General features: G+C 48.1%; 13 protein-coding genes. All 13 read right to left on the bottom strand.

Translation table 11 applies throughout. The features are described 5' to 3' along the window. Positions 1–22 precede the first annotated feature (22 nt). Entirely contained in the window at positions 23–2,497 is a 2,475-nt protein-coding gene (spoIIE, locus tag AB432_RS00795; protein WP_048035578.1) for a stage II sporulation protein E, read from the bottom strand. Between the two features lie 286 nt (positions 2,498–2,783). Next, positions 2,784–3,155, bottom strand: coding sequence for a S1 RNA-binding domain-containing protein (locus AB432_RS00790; protein WP_048035577.1), 372 nt, complete (start codon positions 3,153–3,155; stop codon positions 2,784–2,786). A gap of 41 nt (positions 3,156–3,196) precedes the next feature. Further along, positions 3,197–3,505: an FtsB family cell division protein gene (locus AB432_RS00785; protein WP_007726411.1), complete on the bottom strand. Its 309-nt coding sequence runs from the start codon at positions 3,503–3,505 to the stop codon at positions 3,197–3,199. An 18-nt stretch (positions 3,506–3,523) separates the two neighbouring features. Next, entirely contained in the window at positions 3,524–4,096 is a 573-nt protein-coding gene (gene yabQ, locus AB432_RS00780) for a spore cortex biosynthesis protein YabQ (RefSeq protein WP_048035576.1), read from the bottom strand. Further along, positions 4,093–4,377, bottom strand: coding sequence for a sporulation protein YabP (gene yabP, locus AB432_RS00775; protein ID WP_007726414.1), 285 nt, complete (start codon positions 4,375–4,377; stop codon positions 4,093–4,095). The genes yabQ and yabP overlap by 4 nt, the downstream gene beginning before the upstream one ends. 103 nt (positions 4,378–4,480) lie before the next feature. Further along, a complete protein-coding gene (locus AB432_RS00770) occupies positions 4,481–6,514 on the bottom strand; it encodes a copper amine oxidase N-terminal domain-containing protein (protein ID WP_048035575.1) in 2,034 nt (677 codons plus the stop codon). A gap of 178 nt (positions 6,515–6,692) precedes the next feature. Then, positions 6,693–8,828 (bottom strand): GDYXXLXY domain-containing protein, encoded by a 2,136-nt coding sequence (locus AB432_RS00765; RefSeq protein WP_048035574.1) that lies wholly within the window; start codon positions 8,826–8,828, stop codon positions 6,693–6,695. Positions 8,829–8,938: 110 nt separating this feature from the next. Continuing rightward, positions 8,939–9,232 carry an RNA-binding S4 domain-containing protein gene (locus AB432_RS00760; protein ID WP_012683879.1) on the bottom strand — a complete coding sequence of 98 codons (294 nt, stop codon included), beginning with the start codon at positions 9,230–9,232 and terminating at the stop codon, positions 8,939–8,941. Then, positions 9,219–10,691: a bifunctional methyltransferase/pyrophosphohydrolase YabN gene (gene mazG, locus AB432_RS00755; protein ID WP_048036018.1), complete on the bottom strand. Its 1,473-nt coding sequence runs from the start codon at positions 10,689–10,691 to the stop codon at positions 9,219–9,221. Before mazG ends, AB432_RS00760 begins: the two co-directional genes overlap by 14 nt. 9 nt (positions 10,692–10,700) lie before the next feature. Next, positions 10,701–12,365, bottom strand: coding sequence for a putative polysaccharide biosynthesis protein (locus tag AB432_RS00750; protein WP_048035573.1), 1,665 nt, complete (start codon positions 12,363–12,365; stop codon positions 10,701–10,703). A 108-nt stretch (positions 12,366–12,473) separates the two neighbouring features. Further along, positions 12,474–13,016 carry a stage V sporulation protein T gene (gene spoVT, locus AB432_RS00745; RefSeq protein WP_048035572.1) on the bottom strand — a complete coding sequence of 181 codons (543 nt, stop codon included), beginning with the start codon at positions 13,014–13,016 and terminating at the stop codon, positions 12,474–12,476. Between the two features lie 235 nt (positions 13,017–13,251). After that, positions 13,252–14,319, bottom strand: coding sequence for a peptidylprolyl isomerase (locus AB432_RS00740; protein WP_048035571.1), 1,068 nt, complete (start codon positions 14,317–14,319; stop codon positions 13,252–13,254). Between the two features lie 40 nt (positions 14,320–14,359). Next, the gene (gene mfd, locus AB432_RS00735) at positions 14,360–17,908 is read right to left on the bottom strand and encodes a transcription-repair coupling factor (RefSeq protein ID WP_048035570.1); all 3,549 of its coding nucleotides are present in this window, start codon (positions 17,906–17,908) and stop codon (positions 14,360–14,362) included. Positions 17,909–17,942: the final 34 nt, after the last annotated feature.

Here is a 17,942-nt window from a genome sequence, read left to right as displayed (position 1 = left end):
GGGTAATAGAGAAAACATACCCCTAACTTACAATCCGTGGACGCTCGAGCTTCTCCATTCCATGCACTGCGATGGCAGCCCACTGCGGTACAAATCGGTCAATTCGCGCTACCAACACGGTCATGTCATCAACAATTTGTCCAGAATGCTGGCGAATGACTTTTTCCAACAGTAAATCAGCGACCTCTTGTGGATCATTCGTCTCCAGTTCGCTGATGATTCGCTTCATCCACGCTTGCCTATTCTCAATATGGCGAGGCGCCTCATAGATGCCATCGGACATCATCACGAGTAAATCACCTGGCTTGAGCATACGAGATACGACATCCACCTCGATTTCTTCCAAAATTCCCACTGGCAGATTGTTGGCGGTGATTGTGATGACATCTTTATTTCTTTTGACAAAGCTCGGGGTAGAGCCAATTTTTACAAAACGCGTATGAGCTGTTTGCAAATCGATCAGAGCCAAGTCAACCGTCGCGAACATTTCCTCTTTGGAGCGCAGGGCGAGCACGGAATTAACGGTTTTGATCGAAATTTTTTCGTCCATACCAGATCGCAGAAGCTGCTGGAGCATATCGAGGGCGGATTGACTCTCTATGGATGCCCGCTCGCCATTTCCCATTCCATCGCTGATCGCCAGCGCCATTTTTCCATTACCCAAATCCATCGTGCGGAAGCTGTCACCGGATAATAGCTTGCCGTCTTTGGCCGCACCTGCGACCCCGATATCGATCTCATACGTTTTGGCGGAAGCAAGGCACATCGTGCATGAACCGTCTTTTTGCGCTTCACAATGCCGCTCGCGAACCACAATGTTTTCCCCCAAAATCTCCGTGAGCATGGGAGCCACGATCTTCGCGCATTCATCGCGACCATAGCAAGTCGGCTGACTGATTTCGATATCGACCTTCCCTTCTTCCAAGCTGTGTATTTCTACGCGGCGTACCGACAGCCCCAAGCCCTCCAATGCTTGTGAGACCTGCTTTTCCTGAAAGCTCAGTTCCATTCCCTCCCGCTGTATTTCCCGGGCAAAATCACTCATGACTCGCGAGACTCCCGATAGCTGGTCAGCTACGAGCATCCGGCTTTCTTTTACCTGCTTTTTCAGTTGGTCAAACGACTGCTGGCGATCGTATTCCTGCTCCATTACAGTCATGACCTTTTCGGTTTTGACACACTTGCGCTCCCAATCACGCGGCGGTGTAACGCCAGCCAAGGTACCGTTCTCGTACACTTTTTCCATTAAAAAGCGCATTCCCTCATAAGTCGACTGCGTATCTTTTTCCCAGCATTGTTCTTTTTTCCAGCATTTCTGGCAGGTGAATTCGGATACACGGCTAAGAAAGGCATCGGCCTGTTCTTCTATTTCTTCAGGATCGGCTGTCTGGGCAAAGCTATGGGAGAGTTGCGTAAACAAATCGGAGAATTGCTGGATTTTGCCCGCTGTCACATCGCGAACTCTGCGCATGTATTCTTGATGGGACTGTAAATTCTCAGGAGTCCCGGGGATAAATCGGGCTACTTTTTTCCAAAGAGCAGCAGGGGTCAGAATGAAGAGCACAATAGCCAGAGAGGTTTCAACCAAGGAGTAGTAGAGTGTCTCTTCTGCTCCACCGTAAATCGCAAGAATAGCCGTACCGATCAACAAGCCTGCCGAAACGCCCACTTTGCCGCCTTCCTTTAGCAAGCCTGCCAGAAGACCGGAAAAAGCGAGCAGATTGATTTGTAAAAGAGCACTCACATTAGCCAGACTGAGGATAAGACCTGTGACTACACCAACAGCCGCACCGATCGTGCCACCACCGACAAAAGCAAAGACGAGCAGCAAATAGCGTGTAAGTACATGCTCCATCGAAATACCCTCGACCATCCAATCCACAGTACCCGTCATCAAGGAAGCCAGTAAAATGACTAACGAAACGATCTCTTCATTTTTGAGAGGCTCGTAAGGCTTCGCCAAATGAATGATCGATAAGGACTGGATGAAGATGAGCGTCAGTACAAAGCCAAGAATTGCTTCCACTGCTACCATCACGAGATCGTAGGTCGTTACCTGATTGGTCAGAACCGCATACAACAGACGGCTGATGAAAATCGTCCCGACGACCAGCAAAGGCGTCCGTGAAAAATCCTTCTTGCGCATTTTATTCATCAGTTTGCAGGCAAACAAGGCAAGTATCACACTCAAGGCGGTTTCCAGCCCAACAGGCACCGACTGGGTAAAAGCGCCGATAATAAGAGCCATCCCCGTGACAAGCAAACAATCTCGACGAATATAAAACATGACAATGAAATACGGTATAGCAAAGGGGGTTAGCTCCTCCACGATTAGAGCTCGTCCTAATAAGAAGCCCATGAGGATGGGGAGAACATTCCACTTCTCTATGAAATCTGCTACTTTTTCTCCCCACGTCTGGGCAGTGGTACCCATTCGATCGGACACTTGCCGCGTCCAAGCCTGTCCGGCTTGTGTTACGTTTTTGTTCGCAATCATTTCGCTCCACCCCGTTCTTGGTCAATGTGTTTCTCCATTATACGGAGGGGGGCATTGTAAAATTTGTCAAAAATCCAATGAATATTCACAGAATCGTGCGACAAATTCAGTAACGCAAATGGACAAAAAAAACCGACGTTATGGCGGATAACGTCGGCTGACAGGTGATTCGCGCTTTGCGAAACGGGCTTAGGATACTTTATTCGTCAAGACTTCGAAATGACCTTCCTATTTTTACAGTCAAAGTGCGCTTTTCATAAAGAAAGAAAAGTCATAATTTTCCGAATCAAAAAGATCGACCGCGACCCTTTTTCTCTACGCTTTTCTTCAAGGAGGACTGCCTGTCTTCACTTTCTTTCAAAAAGCGGTTCAGCTTTTCTTCAAAGCCTTCACGTCGCTCCCGCTGATAACGGGGTGGCCGTTCCTTTTCCATTGTTTTTTTGATAGAAAGGCCAATTTTGCCCTCACGGAGACTGAGGACTTTTACTGTTACCGTGTCTCCGATTTTTAAAAATTGATGGATGTCCCGGACGTAGACGTCAGCAATTTCACTAATATGGACCAGTCCGGTCACATCGCCTGGTAGCTGAACAAACGCTCCGAATTTGGTGATACCGGTGACTTTTCCTTCCAGTATGCTCCCGACCTCGATCTCCATGATGTGGAATGCCTCCCTCTCGTTGAAGATCAGCTGTATACTCAATCCGGAATGATATAGATGCTTTCGCCCTGCTTGGTAAACAAAATTCGCTTACGGACCAGCTCTGCCAAGTACTCCTGATCGTTTAACCGACTTGCTTCATAGGTCAGATCCTCTTGTTTTTGCTGCAAGACCGCTGATTCTTGCTTCAGGGCTTCCAGCTCTGTCTCCTTCTTGGACAACTCGCCACTTTGCAAAAACAAGGTATAGCTAGTCCAGACGAAAAAGCACAGGATCACAAAGAAAAAGAGACGCATTCTCCTTCTTTGCCCTTTTCGGTTAATGGAAGAGGTTCTTGCTTCCTTCATCAGTACGCCACCTCGAATCTACTCCCGCTTTCTCTTTGAGTGAAACCAATTCTTCCAATTGGTCCAAAATCCTGTTGTTTTTCCATACATTTTTTTCCCCAAATGTTGACCCCATCTGGCAAAAGGAGAGGTGACAAAACGCGTCACTTTCCACAAAAAGCCGAGAATCGCGAGCAACACGGAATACAAAAATGTCAGCACCATGATGATCACTCGGAAAAGAAAGAGCACAGGACGTACAAGCAGGATGTCTATAATTTTTACGACCGTACGGTAAAACCACTGACAGAATTTTATCACGCGGTGCAAGAAAAGGATATACTTCTTACTACCTATTAAGAAGTACAGCCACGCGCCAAATAACATTCCAAAAAATATCGGAAACCGAATAATCCCGTCATTCACTTTCACCAAAATCAAGAAGACAGCGCCCATACTGCCCACCCAAAAAAGGATGTCAAAGAAAAAGACCAACCAGAGTGGCAGTCTGGCCTTGCCCTTAAATACATGATACGTATCGAATCCCATACCCATCAGTGCACCACACGTCGACATGGCCAATACCGTCTGTAACTGGATCGCGATGTTCACTTGAATAACTTGCCGAAGAATCCTCTCGACCGATCGCCGGCCTGCCCTTGCTCCAGATAGGCCATCTCGTGAACGAGCCCCTCGATCGCTACTTCTCCGGTTTCCAGACTCAAATTTTTCATATGCAGGTTTTGGCCTCGTATGGTTAAAAAGCCGCCGTCCGTCTCCAAGAGGAATTCTTCGCTGTCAAAGCTTTCGACGTTTTTTACTCCCGATATCGCTAAGCTGCGACGATTAATCATCACGACTTCATGACGTGGCCGTCTCGTGTGATCGTTCATGATACTCCCTCCTCACGTACCCTTCTTGTACTATCGTATGGGGAGGGATGTCCTGTTAGAACAAAAGAAAACCCCGTATAAATACGGGGTTGCCAGACTGTCCTTACTTGTAAACGGTGTAGTTCCCGTTCACATAGATGATTTTGTAACCGGTACGCTCCGTCATGGTTTTAAGAGGCAGAGTAGGAACGTTGTTTTTCAACTGAACTGCTGCAGGCAGCGTTACATTTTTGCCATTGATGGTCGCTATGTTTGAACCGACCTTGAATTGCATGACCGTATTGCCGCTCACGACTTTGGCTGTCGTTTTGGTGTAACTGATCGAAAACCCGAGGGCATCACGGAAAAACGTAGTTGGCATCAGCGTGTTGCCATTTACGGTATAAGGTGCCACTGCAAGTTTAGTGGTTTTGCCAGCCTTCGTAAACGAAGCGACGTTCTGCTTGAAGCTTACGCCATTCAGAGACACGATGGTCGCTGGACGAGAGAAGAGCAAGCCTCTCTCCTCGGAGTTGTATACGCCGATGCTGTACACACCTGGCGTAGCCGGATTCACAATGCCAGCTGTCTCGGCGATATTGACCTGAGCTGCTGTTTTTGCCGGAATATCCTGGGCAGGGATAATAATCAGATTTTGTCCGCGCACACCAACAAAGCTAGCGGCCACACCGTTCACCGTTACTGTGTTCGCTGGCAAGTAGGCTGGAACACGGAAGCCAACAGGAAGTACGACTTCAATGAAGCCCTGATTGCGCACAATCGGAGCACCCATGGCTTTGATGCCGATGGAAATACCAGCAGGAGTAGAGGCAGTCGCTCTCGTCAGCCCAACCGTTGCCAATGTATTATCCACCGCGACTGGTGGAGTCACTCCGGAAACTTGAAATTCCTTCGACTTATAAGTCTTGTTGTCGATTTTGGCCGTCACGGTATATGTTCCCGCTGTTTTTGGAGCGGTCAAATATCCTTCGAAGGCAAACTTGATGCTCGCGCGATTTGTGCTATTGAATCCGTATGGCGTGCGGAAATAAATCTTATTTCCCAACACGCTTACATTCGTCACTTGAGAACCATTGACAGTGACGTTATTGCTGGTAAGAATCGGCGGAACAGTTACTCCACTTGGGAATTCAACTTCGATTTCTGCGTTCGATCCCAGCTTGGAGGAAAGATCCACTTCAAACGTATAGCTCGTGCGTGCTCCCGCTGAACTGTCCGACAAAGAAACGCTGAATGGCGTATTGCTTATGCCTGTAATCTCTACATCTTTTGACTTGTATTTCTTGCTGTCATATTCAATTTCATACGAATAATACTTGTCTGGTTTGGATGGGTTTACTATTCCCGCTGAAGAAGTGAATTCTAGTTTTATGTAGCTATCACCATCTGCACCACTCGGAATTTCAATCCGAATGGAGTCGTCATCGAGATTGGAGACATGATCTGCTTTGTACCCGTTTACCTTCACCTCAGACTTGCTGATGCTCTTTGGCAGCATGTCCCTTGAAGGGAAATTGACGTAAATGTATTTCCCCTCTTTCAGCTTGCTTTTTGAGGAGAGATTAAATTTTCCGAGCGTTAAAGAGATTCCGTCCTCAGCATTTTTACTGCTCTGAGATGCCTCGAAGTCGCCCTTGCTGCTGCTACTGCTACTGCTCGAAGATTTGCCGATGCTGATTTTTTTACCCTTGTAGCTGTTTTCCTCGCTCGTTTTTACTTCGATCTCATAGCTGCCCTTGTCTTCCGGGTTGGTGATGTTATCAATAGTCAATGTGAGAACAGTGCCTTTTCTGATCCTTTCATCGACTTCGATCTCAACTACATTTTTGCTGACGGATACGCTGTCGATCGAGATCTCATCATCATCGTCATCTTCAAGCGTGATGTCTGATGTTCTCAGCTTTTTATCTACCGAATAATCTGAAGGGAATCTAACGTAGATACTATCCCCTGCCGTTAATTCCTTATTGATTTCAAACTCAATCGTATATTCTGTTTCCTCATCCACATCTGAATCGTCTGCAGAAACATCCTCAATAGAGAGAGCATAAGCCGCTTTTGGCTCGAGCATCAGTGGACTTGCCAACACCGTAGTGGCCAGAAGCACTGAGATCCCTTTGTTTACGCTTTTTTTCAACGGTAACGCCTCCTTCTCTACAATTCCTTACTATGATAGGAAATGTTCGGCAGGAAAGGGTTACAGACTGGTAACGAATGATATTTCCGTGTTGCACATGGGTTCCAAAGAAAGAGCGTTTACTTCCTCACGCAAAAGAAGCTGCCCGATGACACAGGCAGCTTCTTCTTCGTACTATCTACTGGTTCGACAGACTCTCCAGGATGGCATCGCCTCTCTCGCCAATTTTCACGATAGCGTATTTGGCATTCCGCTCCACTTCAAGTCCGGTTCCTTCCGGGACAAAATAGCTTTCTATGCCGTATTCCACTTGATTGCCACCGATTGTGCTTCCATTAATGATCACATCCGATGGCTGAGGCTCGTAGGCCCGATTCCATCGACCATTGAGCTCATAATAGCCACTGTAGCTGTGCAAGCCATTTACTTGTTGGCGGAGTACGACTCGAATCTTATCCCCTGAGTCAACCTGTTCTTGGTCCAATGCAGAAATGGTGTAGCCAAGTCTGACGTAATCACCTTGCAGCAACGAACGTGGATCGATTGGGACTAACTCCAGCTTTACCGTTTTTCCGTTGGCCAGGATCGTCTCACTGCTCCATACTTGATAGCCAATGAAAACAAATTGCAGCAAAATGACAGGAAGCAACACAAGCGCTTTTCTCACAAAAAGGGAAGGCTCGCTTCTCGGCCACTCGATTTTAGACCTTCGATCCCACCACAGGGTAGCGATGAAAAATACCAGGCTGAGCAAAAGCAGGCTTAGTGACTTGTGCAGCAGGCTCCATAGCATGTCGTAGTACTTCATGAGGAGAAAGGCAAACCAGAAACCGAGCACGATTCCGAATCTCACCTTATTTTGCTGATGCAATGTCCGGTACAACAAATACGTGCTGACTGCGAAATAAGCCAGATTCACTCCCACATTCACGAAGCCCGACTGAAACCCTTTCTCTGTCAGGATCAACAACGAGAGTAAGGCATACACCAACGAGCTGTTTTGCAAAACGACTGGCAATTGCTTTACGTAATGCATCGCCAACTGCGTAGCAAATATGATCAAGAGGACATATTCAAAGGAAGGCAGATACTCATCCAGCTTCGTAGCCAGGACGACTAAAAAGGTCAGCTGCGTCAAAAGCCGCGCCGGAATGGCCGAGACAGCTTTCCACACGAATAACAGTACCAACAGGAAAACGATCCAGTAAACTCCTTCTAAAAACAGAACAGAACCGACACCCAATAAATACCCCATTGTGAGCAGCGTATATCGTACCGTTGCATTCATCCCGCTCATAAACACCACAGGGCCAATAAAGCCAATTAAGGAAAGGAAAAACAGCAAATCAATAACTCTTTCGTCTTCCATGATCAGAAAAAGCAGACCCGCTATCGAAATCGCTCCAATAGATGCGGCAATGGTCGTGACGAGAACCGTGAATGCCTCTTGGAAAAACACAACCCATTTGCTTTTTTGATACGCTGATTCCTTGCGCAGCCAATTAATCCCTGCAACTGCTCCCCAAATAATGAGTACGGTCAGCAGCAGCATCAAAACAAAGAAGCCTTCTGAATAATACATCACCATGTAGGATATGAATTTAACGAGCACAAACAGCGAGAGCAGCGAGGCTGTCACAATCAGAAGCCCGCGACTCGGCACCCATTTTAAAAACGTGACAAACAGGATTCCCCCGGTAAGGACATATAAAAGCTCTGGGAGCAGACCGTATACATCCGTGAAAGATGACCAGAAAAGACTGATGGAAAAGGTCAGAAAAGATAAGTAGTAGATCGGTTTAGAATGTAGTCTTCCTGTCGTGGTTAGCCAGAATAAGACCATATTTCCCAACGCAATCAACCAAAAAATCATGAACCACCACTCGTCTTCACGCGCTACACGAATGACGGATGGATGGAGAAAGAAGTAAATCGCCAAATGAGCGAGGACATAGCTGATGACATAGAATGGCTGATACCGCGTCAAAATCGCGAATAGCAAATTCGGAATAAGCCATACAACGAACAGCATATAGCTATCAGCATGTGAATTGTATATTTGCCCCAACAAAGCCACACTGATGCCAAAGGCCAATCCTCCAGCCACCAGAAGCCAATTGCTCAAAAACGTATGTCGTTTGATGAAACGCAGTCCATAGGATAACAAATAAAAAAGAACGAGGATTGCTACGCTGACGCCAATCTTTTGCTCCCTGATCATGAGCGGCCAGTTCGAGGCAAAAAAGTACAGGATAGATGATAGCAGAAGCGAAATGGACAAAAAGTAGCCCGTTCGAACTCCGTTTTGTTGCATACAGCACACATCCCTTCGGAAATGCCTTCAGGTACTCTCATTATATCCTCTGATTGGAAAAAAAGCCTAAAAAAAGACTGCCATCCCGGCAGTCTCTTTTCGTGCGCACATTACCCTTTGAGGTAGGCGTCTTCTTCTTTTTCATCACGCGGAACGGGAACTTCGCCAATGACGGTATACAGCGAAGCCGCTTCTTCTTTACGCGGGTTTTCCTTGATGTCTTCTACTTTTACCGACACGATTTTTTGTCCGAAACGGATCGCCAGCTTGTCGCCGATTTTCACGTTACTGGACGCCTTTGCAGGGCGATCGTTGATTTCCACACGCTGTTTGTCGCACACTTCTTTTGCGAGCGTGCGTCGCTTGATCAGTCGAGACACTTTCAAATATTTATCGAGTCTCATGTTTGGCTTCCTCCCACCATTTGTCCATCTCTTGCAGGTCTGTCTGCTCGAAGGTACGACCCGCCTCTTGCAGCTTGCCTTCAATATAGGAAAAGCGCTTCTTGAACTTGTTGTTGGTCAATGCGAGTGCTTCCTCCGGATCGAGCTTCAGGAAGCGCGCCAGATTGACGACCGCAAATAGCAAATCACCCAACTCGCCAGCACGTTCTTCCTCTGATGCTTCTTGGATCTCGCGGTACTCCTCTTCTACCTTTTTGTACACGTCTGCAATATCGTCCCAGTCAAAGCCGACTTGGGCTGCTTTTTTCTGCAACTTGTACGCATACATCAGTGCTGGCAAGTCACGCGGTATTCCCGCCAACTGCGATTGAACCGTTACATCGATGCCTTTTGCTGCTTTTTCCTGTGCTTTGATCTCCTGCCAATTCGCCAGCGCTTCCTCGGAATCATTCGCGCTCTTTTCCCCGAATACATGAGGGTGACGGCGAACCAGCTTTTCATTCAACGTCGCGACAACATCATCTACCGAAAAATATCCGTCTTCGGCTGCCATCTGCGAATGAAGCATGATTTGCATCAACAAATCACCCAGCTCCTCACACATTGCATCTGGATCATCGTCGTCGATCGTCTCCAAAACCTCGTACGTCTCTTCAATCAAGTTTTTGCGGATGCTTTGATGTGTCTGCTCGCGATCCCACGGGCATCCATCCGGACTGCGCAAGATCGCCACGATCTCCTTCAAGTAGGAGAATTGGCGGTACGATACCTTCTCGTCCTTCGTCGGCGGTACATACACCAAAGACAAATTCCCGAAATGATCGAGTCTGTCCAGTTCATACAACGGCACTGTCTCAATGATTTCTTGCCCCGCTACCCCTACGGCTGTCGCTACCGTCACCTCGTAATCGTCCGGCAGCACTTCCATCAAGGTCAGCTTCACATCAGAGGCCACAAAAGCATCGTACACTTGCGCGATAATCGTATGCAGACCCGGAGATACTTGATGAGCAGCGAGCGCCGTCCCATCCAGCAAAGAGAATCCCTCGATCGGGTCAATATGTAGGCGGGCAAACAACGGATCGATAAAGCTCTGTCCACCGCCAATTTCGATTTCTACGCCACGGTTTGGTCCCTCTGCCAACAAGAGCTGCACAGTACGTTCCGCCACCAAAGGATGACCAGGCACAGCATAGACAAGACTGCCTGCTTCGTTTACCTGTGAAAAAAGCCGCTCCACAATATCGGTGTATACGTCGGAAAACGTATCGTGCTGCTCATATACATCATCAAAGGACTCAATCGCGATGCCTTCTGCTATCAACTCGGCTACGACCGGATGCTCTTTCGTGCGCAAATATAGCTGTTTGGCAGCTTTTAACGTACGATAGATGCCATAAGGGAGCTGGTCCAAATCTCCGGCACCAAGACCGACTACGGTAATGGTCTTATTCTTCATTTCCACTCGTCACGCCTCCTTTTCGTTCATTCTTGCTTTCTCCGCTGGGAGGAGCTTATATTTCGTTAACAGTGAAGCAATTCGCTTTCCTTTTGGCAAAAATTGAATATCGTTTCTCGTGAGTCCACCCGTTTTCAAAAGCGCCAGCAAATAGACCAATGCCCCTGAACCAACAGCAATCAAACCTACCAGCGTATAGAACAAGCGATTTGAAAGTCCGGCACCGCCGAGCACAGTATTCGCGAGCCACTCCACAATCAGCACGACAATCGACATCACCACGACGGACACAAATGGCTTTTTCACCGTTTGGCGGAATCCAATGTGTGCTCCCGTGTATTTGATTACCGCAAGAACGTTCAGTCCCATAGCGACCATATAAGCTAAAACAGTGGACACTGCTGCACCAGAGATACCCCAGAACGGAACAAGCGCCAGATTGAGGATGAGCTTCACCAATACACCAATAAACAGGTTGCGGGCAGGGCGCATTACGCGTCCCAAGCCTTGCAAAATCCCCGCGCTGGCAATACTCACTGTGGCGAAAATAATTGTGAAGGACTGTACAGCGAGGGCCTCGGTACCGTTGCTGTCTCCGTAGAGCATGACGTTGATCGGCTCCGCCAACAGAGCCAGTCCAAAGGAAGCAGGCAATCCCAACAGGAAGGTCAGTCGAATGGCGACTTCGGAACGATGAGAGATCAATTGATGCTGACGCTGGGCAACAGCTTCACTGATCGCAGGCACTAATGCCAACGACAAGGACGTGGCGAAAAACGTACCAAACTGAATGAGTGGCTGACCACGGTCAAATGCACCCTTCAATAGCTTGGCCAAGTCCTCCGGGGTACCGCTCCATTGCAGCATATTGACGACGGTCATCGAGTCTACAAGCGGAACAAGCGGCAGAACCAGTGCGCCCATACAAATCGGAACGGCATAGGTCAAGAGATGACGTAAAATTTGACGATTGGTCCATGATTGCGCTGCCGATTGCTCAACGTGACCGATGGACAGATGCCCCATCTTCTTGTCCGCTCTCCAATACCAAAGCAAGACGAGAATAGCAGCAATGGCACCTGGAAAAGCAGCAAAAACGGCACCTGTACCAGCCAGGTAAGGGTCCTGATACACGTTCATCGCCCAGAATGCAGCAGCCAGAATGAAAATCACGCGAATGAACTGCTCAGCAACCTGAGAGACGCCAGTCGGCATCATATTTTGATGCCCTTGAAAATAGCCGCGCAAGATCGCAACCATCGGCACCAACGGCAGTGACCAAGCTACTGCTCGGAGCGGGGTAATCAAATGCTCATCACCCATCATACGGGCAATAACAGGTGCCCCACCATATAACAGTAAGAAGAAAAAGATCCCGAGAACGACCAGCGATATACTGGCAACTCGAAACGCCCTGCGCGCCCCGATCGCATCCCCGACAGCGACGCGCTCTGAAACGATCTTGGAGATGGCAATGGGGAAACCCGCCGTCGCTAGAATCAACAACGCGGTGTACAGCGGGTATACTTGCATATATACGTACAAGCCGATATCTCCGGCAATGTTTTGGTATGGGATGCGGTATACAGCGCCTAAAAGCTTGGAGACAAGACCGGCAATTCCAAGTATCGCCGCGCCTTTCACAAATTGAACGGAAGCTTTTTCTTGAGCCATGTGCGTGAAATTTCTCCTCTCCAACCTAAAACTTCGTTCATTATACCACAAGGCCATAGGCACAAGAAAAACAGCCCCGGGGTACGAGGCTGTTTTTGCTGATCAATTCTACTGCTCCATCTGCTTTGCCAGGAAACCGGCCGCTGTTTCCGACATTTTGATCTCCAAATCACTCATCTTGGTTGACTCGTTTTTGTTGAGGAGGATCACGGACCCGATTGGATCGCCTCCTGCTACAATCGGTGCGACGACGAACGAGCCATATGTCTCGTTCATGTCACGACAAATTTCATAAGAGCCTGTGTTTTTCTCCAGTCGGGTCTTTCTTTCCTCCAAGCATTTCTCAACAATACTGCCAATTGGTTTCTCCAAGTATTCCTTTTTGGAGGCCCCCGCCACAGCAATGACACTATCCCTGTCTGAAATCAGTACGGTATGATTCATGCTTTCATACAAAGAGTCCGCGTACTCTTTTGCAAAATCACCCAATTCGCCAATCGGTGAATACTTTTTGAGAATGACTTCTCCGTCACGATCCACAAAAATCTCAAGCGGGTCGCCCTCACGAATGCGCAGTGTACGACGAATCTCCTTAGGAATCACGACCCGACCGAGGTCGTCAATTCGACGAACGATACCAGTTGCTTTCATGTCTTGTTGCCTCGCTTTCCCTGAGAAGTGGGTAGTGAATAGATGGTGGTAGGTTAGTTGTATTTTTTCCTCAAATTCTAATTTTAACTATGGGTGATGGTATCAATTTTTACCAGTTACTTTAATTACTCTCCCCCGGGTGGTAGCGAGTGATAATAGTATTTGCCCATGTTTGAAGAATATGCGAGAAAACGAAAAAACAGGGAAACGAATTCCCTGTTTTTCTTCGGACTTGTTATTTCTTCGCCGGAGCATCATTTTTGGACTGCGGGATGTTGAATTTCGTAATCAGCTTGTCCAGCTCATTCTTGGCGAAAGCATCGTAGGCTTTCTCCAAAGAACTCGCGCGGAGCTGTTCTTTCATCTCATCAAAGGTCTTTTCTTTGCGATTCTCGACCTTAATAATATGGTAACCAAAATCAGTTTTTACTGGCGGGCCAACTTCACCGACTTTTTGCGTCAGGGATGCTTCTTTAAATTCTGGTACCCATTGCGTTACATCCGCATTTTCGTACAAGCCCCCAGACTGCTTGCTGCCTGGGTCATCTGTGAACTCTGTTGCCAGCTTCGCGAAGTCTTCACCCTTTTTGAGGCGTGCTACCAAGTCGTTGGAGATTTTTAACGCCTCTTCTGGTGTGCGCTTTTCGGTAGAGATCAGGATGTGGCGAACAGAAGCAACGGTACGGGAAGCTTTGTCCATTTGATCATAGGTTTGCTTCAGCGTAGCATCGTCGATATTCTTTTTCATCACATTGATGGACTGGTTGATCAGGTCCATCTGATTGACGATCATGTCCTTCGTTACGCCTTGGCCTTCCATGAGCTTGTTGAACTGAGCTTCATCCTTGCCCAAAAAGCCCATGTACTGCGTTTTGATTTTCTCGAAGGTTTTCTCAGCGAGTTCTTTGGACTCTTTTTTCATGGCATCGTCAGAACGGCCAGCCAAAACCTTGGTAGCTGTATACTCACGCGAATAAGCTTTCAGTGTGTTGCTATCAGCCATTTCAATCATGGTGCCTTGTTGTGGGTTCATGAAGTTAATAACACGCAGGAACTCTTCGAACTCTTTTCCTGTTACAGTTCCCCCCTGATACTCTACAATGACAGCTTTCTGGTCGGCTGTGTAAGGCAGAGTGAGTTTAGGGAATTGTACCAAAGGATCATTAGCAGCTTGATTGCTGCCATCTGTCTGATTCGCTGGAGTTTTTGAGTCTTGTTTCGCTTCTTCTGCTTTTCCGCCGCAACCAGTCATGAGTGCCACGACCAGAACAGCCGAAGATAGAATCGCTACAGAACGTTTCATAAATAAGGTTCTCCCTTCCCGGGCAAGCCCATTTTGTCAGTTAAGACACAGGGCTCTCCGTACCGGTGTCTCTTCGCACCTGGTGAAATTGACGCAGCAGCTTTTCAACCAACTGCACGCCCTCATCTTCTTTTAACCCCTTTACTTTAACAGCAATCGTGATCTGTTGTCCACCCGACAGCCCAACCCTCTTGCTCCAGTTACTGGTAAGCGCAAACAGAGCTCCACCATCGATGTTGTTGTTCTGACTAGGGTGCAGGAACAATTTAATCTCGTCTGGATTCTTTTGGCTAATTTCAGTGATGTGGTGCTTCAGGGCATACACACGCAAACGGGAAATGGTCAACAGATTATCAACCGGCTTCGGAACTGGTCCAAAACGGTCTAGCAGCTCCTCCGCCAAATCGTCGACGTCTTCCAAGGTAGACACCGCGACAAACTTTTTGTACATCTCGATTTTTTGTCGGCTGTCTGTAATGTACATCGACGGAATATAGGCATCCAGTTGCAGATTGATCTCCACAGGTGTGACAATTTCTTGTTTGACTTCGCCCTTCAGCTCATCAATGGCCTCTTTCAGCATCTGGCTGTACAAGTCGAATCCGACCGTATTAATAAAACCATGCTGCTCGGCCCCCAGCAAATTACCTGCTCCACGAATGGACAAGTCTCGCATCGCGATCTTGAAACCAGAGCCGAGCTCGGTAAATTCCTTGATGGCTTGCAGACGTTTTTCCGCTACCTCTGTCAGCACCTTGTCCCGTTGATACGTAAAGTAAGCGTACGCAATTCGATTGGAACGACCTACACGTCCACGCAACTGATATAGCTGGGACAAGCCCATCTTATCTGCATTGTAAATAATCAGCGTATTGACGTTCGGGATGTCCACCCCAGTCTCAATAATTGTCGTGCTGACCAATACGTCAAAATTCCCTTCCAAAAAGTCGAGAATGACGCCTTCCAGCTCGCTTTCGTTCATCTGCCCATGGGCTACAGCGATGCGTGCGTCAGGAACGAGCATAGATATCTGCTCCGCCATCTGTTCGATTCCTTGTACTTGGTTGTAGAGGAAGAACACTTGCCCATCACGAGCCATCTCACGCTCAATCGCTTCGCGAACGAGAGCAGGGCTGTAATCCATCACATACGTCTGCACCGGAAAACGATTTTCTGGCGGCGTTTCGATGACAGACAAATCACGCACACCGAGCATCGACATGTGCAAGGTACGTGGAATCGGCGTAGCGGTCAGAGTCATGACATCCACATTCGTTTTGATCTGCTTCAGCTTTTCCTTGTGGCTCACACCGAAGCGCTGTTCCTCGTCTACGATTAACAGACCAAGCTCGCGGAATGTCAGGTCTTTGGAAAGCAGACGGTGCGTACCGATGACGACATCGACTGTGCCTTCCTTCAGTCCTTTTAGTGTGGCATTCTGCTCTTTGCGCGAACGGAATCGACTCAATACCTCCACGCGGATCGGATATTCCGCAAAACGCTCACGGAACGTCTCGTAATGCTGCTGAGCCAGAATCGTAGTAGGAACCAAAACGGCTACCTGTTTTCCGTCCATGACAGCCTTGAAGGCAGCACGAATCGCAACCTCTGTCTTCCCGTAACCCACGTCCCCACAAACGAGGCGATCCATCGGACGTTTACGCTCCATGTCCGCTTTCACTTCCGAAATCGCGCGGAGCTGGTCTTGCGTTTCCTGATACGGGAACATCGCCTCAAATTCACGCTGCTCCGTCGTGTCTGGAGAGAATGTATGACCGACAGCCGATTCGCGGGCTGCGTACAGTTTGATCAAATCTTCGGCGATATCCTTTACAGATGACTGGACTTTGTTTTTGACGCGTTTCCACTCGCTGCCACCCAAGCTGTATATCTTCGGCTGTGCCTCTTCGCTCGCCACGTACTTTTGCACATGGTCGATTTGATCAATCGGAACAAACAGACTGTCTCCTGCGGCGTATTGAATATGAAGGTAATCTTTATGAATTCCGAGAATTTCCTTGGTTTCAATTCCGAGGTATTTTCCAATCCCGTGATTGACGTGGACGACGAAATCACCAGGCTTGAGTTCGAGGTAGTTTTTGATACGCTCCGCGTTGTTCATCGTCTGTTGAACTTTGCGTGCCTTGCGCTGTTTCGCGGTAAATACTTCACCTTCCGTAATAACAACCAGCTTGTTTAGCGGCAGCTCAAAGCCTGTCTGGAGGTTTCCTAAAATGATTGTAGGACGCCCAGGAGGCACCGTTTCCACTGCTTCTGTTAAAACATCCGCTTCCATTTCGTAGTCATGCAGGACACGCTCCAGTCGCTTCGCACGCTCCAAATCAGCTGCGACAAAGACGATCTGATCCTGGGACTTCTTCCAACGAGCCAGTTCTGTTTTTAGTACGTTCATCTGCCCGTGGAAGTTTTGCATGGTACGACAAGTCAGATTTACGATGTTTTGCGGCTGGGTCTTCGGTGATTGTCTCAAAAATAGGGAGAGGTAAACGATCTGGCGCTTTTTCGTCGACACGATCTCGTCGTACGTGCGCGACAGGCTGAGATTGGACATATATTCGCCCTGGATGATGCGTCCTGTCAGCCATTCCCCTTCTTCTTTTTGCAATTGTGCTGCCGTATCCAACACACGGGAAGGCTCATCAACGATCAACAAGGTATCGGAAGGCATATAGGACAATAATGTATCACCGGTCGGGTAAATGACAGAGATGTATGAATAAAGCTGTGCAAAACGCTGTCCCTGCTTCATTCTCTCCGCATCAGAGCCGATTCGCTCCATGACTTTTTCCTTAGCAGCCCCATCCTTCAAATTGGCGAGGGTTTCCCCCAGCTTTTGTTCTAAGCGAACAGCCGATTCCTGCAATAACGGCGTTGAAGCGATCATTTCTTTTGCCGGACCGAGAATATACGTCTGAACGGATTCCAATGATCGTTGGGAGAGCATGTCAAACGTACGGATCGAGTCGATCTCCACATCGAAAAGCTCAATCCGAACTGGCCACTCCGAATCGATCGGATACAGATCGATAATTCCACCGCGAATACTCATTTCTCCCTTGCGCTCAACCATGTCCACTCGCTCATAGCCAAGCTCAATACATCGGAGTAAAAAGGATTCGATATCGAGCTCATCACCGACGGACAACTGAATTTGCGCTTCCTTCCATACCTGCGGGGGAACGACCAAGCGACGCAAGCCAGCAAATGGTGCAACCAAAAAACCCGTAAAGCCTTGGGCCAGACGGTTGAATACATGGATTCGCTGCGCCAGCATTTCCGGGCTGGCAATGGCAAGCTCAGAGCCAATCAGCTCATTACCGGGATAAAGCAACACCTGATCAGAGGGAACCAACTCGATCAAATCTTCGTATACTTTTTGTGCTTGGTACATGTTATGCGTCACTACGCAGACCGGACGATCTGCCATTTGTTGCAATGACGCCATCAATACTTGCCGGGCGGAACCAGCTAAGCCAGAGACAAGCTGCTCATGTAGCCCCTTCTCCAAACCAGCCACGATTGTCCCGACGTTCGTGTCCTGTTTCATCGGGTTAATGATGACTTGCATTCACTAATCCCCTCTCTAATTCTTCTGTCAACTA

The organism is Brevibacillus brevis (assembly GCF_001039275.2).
Taxonomy (GTDB): Bacteria; Bacillota; Bacilli; order Brevibacillales; family Brevibacillaceae; genus Brevibacillus; species Brevibacillus brevis_C.
This window is presented reverse-complemented; position numbering and strand designations above follow the sequence as displayed.